This window comes from Halochromatium sp. (assembly GCF_046541315.1).
GTDB lineage: Bacteria > Pseudomonadota > Gammaproteobacteria > Chromatiales > Chromatiaceae > Lamprobacter.
In genome coordinates, this window is sequence record NZ_JBKHDN010000274.1 from 1 (window position 1) to 2,945 (window position 2,945).

Below are 2,945 nucleotides of genomic sequence, written 5' to 3' on the forward strand. Positions count from 1 at the left end.
GCCCTGCTGACCGATCTGCGGTTGGGTGGACGCGCTCAGGCTGCGCTGACCGGACTCGCCGAGATCGAGCTGGATCTGGTCGGGCGCGGTGCCGATCCGCAGGCGATCATCGACAGTCTCGGCGGCGATGTCGCCCTCGTGGTGCGCGATGGCGCCCTGACCATGGTCGATCTCGGGCAGCTGATCGCTGACACTGTGGGCGCCCTGGGCGTCTCGCGCGAGGAGACCGAGGATCTGACCCGGTTCAGCGTCCTCAGCCTGACCGCCAAGGGCGCGGACGGCCACTTCCACAGCGAGGATATCCGGCTGCGCTCGAATCTGCTCGCGATCGACGGCAACGGTCGCCTCGAACTGCCCACGCAGCGGATCGCCCTGGATCTGCAAGCGGTGATGACCAAGCCGCCGAAGGGGCGCGGCATCAAGGAACTGGAGGGCATCCCGATCCCGATCGCCGCCAAGGGGTCCTGGGCCGATCCGCGCTGGGAGGTCGATGTCAAGAGCGCGCTCGATCAGGCCGCGCGGCGCGCGTTGCGCGAGGATAGCGACTTGCTCGATCAGCTCGAGGAGCGCACGGGGATCGAGGGTCTGGGTGAGGGACTGCGTCAAGTTCTGCCCGGGCTACTCGGGCAGTGACGCGCGCCCGCTCCGCGTCGCCGATGTCGGTGCGCGCGCCGACCTCGCGGCCGGCGCCTCCGCCGGCAGCGCCAGCGATGCCGACCGCAGCGTTGGCCGACCACTTCGCGCGCCGCCTGCTGGCCTGGTTCGATGAGCACGGCCGCCACGATCTGCCCTGGCAACGCGCGGCGACGCCCTATCGGGTCTGGATCTCGGAGATCATGCTGCAACAGACCCAGGTGGCGGTGGTGGTGCCCTATTTCGAGCGCTTCATGGCCCGCTTCCCCGATGTGGCCTCATTGGCTGCGGCCGAACTCGACGAGGTGCTGCATCTCTGGTCCGGGCTTGGCTATTACGCTCGCGCGCGGCATCTGCATCGCGCCGCGCGCATCGTCGTCGCCGACCATCATGGACGCGTCCCGGAGCGAATCGAGGCGCTCGAGGCCCTGCCCGGGATCGGTCGCTCCACCGCTGGCGCCATCCTCTCGCTGGCGCTCGGGCAGCCTCATCCGATTCTCGACGGCAACTGCAAGCGGGTGCTGGCACGTTGCTTCGCGGTCTCGGGCTGGCCGGGCAGCAGCGCCGTGCTGGCCAGGCTCTGGGCGCTGGCCGAGGCGCTGACGCCGGTGGCGCGCGTTGGCGCCTTCAATCAGGCGATGATGGATCTCGGCGCGACCCGATGCACGCGCGCCAAACCGGCCTGCCATGCCTGCCCCTTGGCCGCGGGTTGCCAGGCGTTGGCGCTCGCCGCGGTCGGCGCCTATCCGGCCCCGAAGCCACGCAAGCAGGCACCGCAGCGCGCGGTGCAACTGCTGCTGATTCGCGATCCCGGTGCCCGGCTGCTCTTGCAGCAGCGGCCGCCGGCCGGGATCTGGGGTGGCCTGTGGACGCCACCCGAGATCGGCCTCGAGGAGACCGCCGAGGCGTGGTGCCGCGCGCGCCTGGATGTCTCGGTGGCGCGCCTTGAAAAGCGCCCGCCGCGCCGACATACCTTCAGCCACTTCCAACTTGAGATGCATCCGCTTCAGGTGCGGCTGGCGACGCAGCCGACGCGGGTCGCCGACGATGCGGCGACAACCTGGGTCGATCCGGCCGCGCCGGGCGATCTCGGCCTGCCGGCACCGATCAGCCGCTTGCTCGCCGAGCTGGAAGCCGATACCGACATTGCACGACAGGAGTAACCCGATGAGCCGTATGGTCAACTGTGTGAAGCTCGGCCGCGAGGCCGAAGGGCTGGATCGGCCGCCGTATCCCGGTGAGCTGGGGCAGCGTCTCTTCGAGAACGTCTCCAAGCAGGCGTGGGCCGACTGGCTCAAGCATCAGACCATGCTCATCAACGAGAATCGTCTGAGCCCGATGGACCCGAAGGCGCGCACCTTCCTTGAGGAACAGATGGAGAAGTATTTCTTCGGCGAAGGCGCGGCGATGCCGGAAGGCTATGTGCCGCCGAAGCAGTGAGCCGCTCCTTCAGGCAAACACCACCGTCTTGCCACCATGCAGCAGCACGCGGTCCTCAAGGTGATAGCGCAGGCCGCGCGCGAGCACCGTCTTCTCGACATCCTTGCCGAGCCGAACCATGTCCTCGACCGTGTTGTGATGGCCGACGCGCACCACGTCCTGCTCGATGATCGGCCCGGCGTCGAGTTCGCTGGTGACGTAATGGCAGGTCGCGCCGATCAGCTTCACCCCGCGCGCTGAGGCCTGGTGATAGGGCCGGGCGCCGACGAACGAGGGCAGAAAGCTGTGATGGATGTTGATGATCCGCCCCGAATAACGCGCGCAGAGTTCGGGCGGTAGGATCTGCATGTAACGCGCCAGCACCACGAGATCGGCCTGCGCTTCCTCGATCGCGGCATTGACAGCGGCGAAGTGCGCGGCCTTGTCGGTGGGGTCCACCGGCAGATGCCGATAATCGATACCGTGCCAACTGACGTAATCGCGCAGGTCCGGGTGATTGGAGATCACGCAGGGGAGGTCGAAATTCAGTTCCCCGCTGCGCCAGCGGTAGAGCAGGTCGGAGAGGCAATGCGCCTGCTTGCTCGCCAACAGCACCACGCGCCGGTTGACGCCGGTGTCGCTCAGGTACCACTGCATCGCGAAGCGCGTCGCGATCGGCGCGAACAAGGCGCGGAAACGTTCCTCGCCGAATGGCAGCGAGGCGGCACGCACCACATAGCGCATGAAGAACCACTGGCTCTCCGGGTCCGAGTAATGATGCGCTTCGGTGATCCAGCCGCCATGCTGGGCGATGAAGTCGCTGACGGCGGCGACGATGCCCACTTGGTCCGGGCAGGAAACAATCAGTCGGAACGCACGTTCCATCGTTTTGG

The 2,945-nt window shown here is 67.6% G+C and carries 4 protein-coding genes; 3 read left to right on the forward strand and 1 reads right to left on the reverse strand.

What is annotated here, in order from left to right:
- The 3 genes from ACLFQI_RS13015 to ACLFQI_RS13025 form a co-directional block, all read left to right on the forward strand.
- A partial coding sequence (locus tag ACLFQI_RS13015) for an AsmA-like C-terminal region-containing protein (RefSeq protein ID WP_410759951.1) occupies positions 1-633 on the forward strand: 633 nt, incomplete at its 5' end.
- 77 nt (positions 634-710) lie between these two features.
- Positions 711-1,796 carry an A/G-specific adenine glycosylase gene (mutY, locus tag ACLFQI_RS13020; RefSeq protein ID WP_410759952.1) on the forward strand — a complete coding sequence of 362 codons (1,086 nt, stop codon included), beginning with the start codon at positions 711-713 and terminating at the stop codon, positions 1,794-1,796.
- Positions 1,797-1,800: 4 nt separating this feature from the next.
- Complete coding sequence (locus tag ACLFQI_RS13025; RefSeq protein ID WP_410759953.1) at positions 1,801-2,073, forward strand: oxidative damage protection protein; 273 nt, start codon at positions 1,801-1,803, stop codon at positions 2,071-2,073.
- A 9-nt stretch (positions 2,074-2,082) separates the two neighbouring features.
- Here the strand turns inward: ACLFQI_RS13025 and purU are convergent, their stop codons facing one another.
- A complete protein-coding gene (gene purU, locus ACLFQI_RS13030) occupies positions 2,083-2,937 on the reverse strand; it encodes a formyltetrahydrofolate deformylase (RefSeq protein WP_410759955.1) in 855 nt (284 codons plus the stop codon).
- Positions 2,938-2,945 lie beyond the last annotated feature (8 nt).

What these genes read in the sequence shown, in the direction of transcription:
- purU (WP_410759955.1), bottom strand. Translation starts at nt 2,937, where the DNA reads ATGGAACGTGCGTTCCGACTGATTGTTTCCTGCCCGGACCAAGTGGGC.
- ACLFQI_RS13025 (WP_410759953.1), top strand. Translation starts at nt 1,801, where the DNA reads ATGAGCCGTATGGTCAACTGTGTGAAGCTCGGCCGCGAGGCCGAAGGG.
- mutY (WP_410759952.1), top strand. Translation starts at nt 711, where the DNA reads ATGCCGACCGCAGCGTTGGCCGACCACTTCGCGCGCCGCCTGCTGGCC.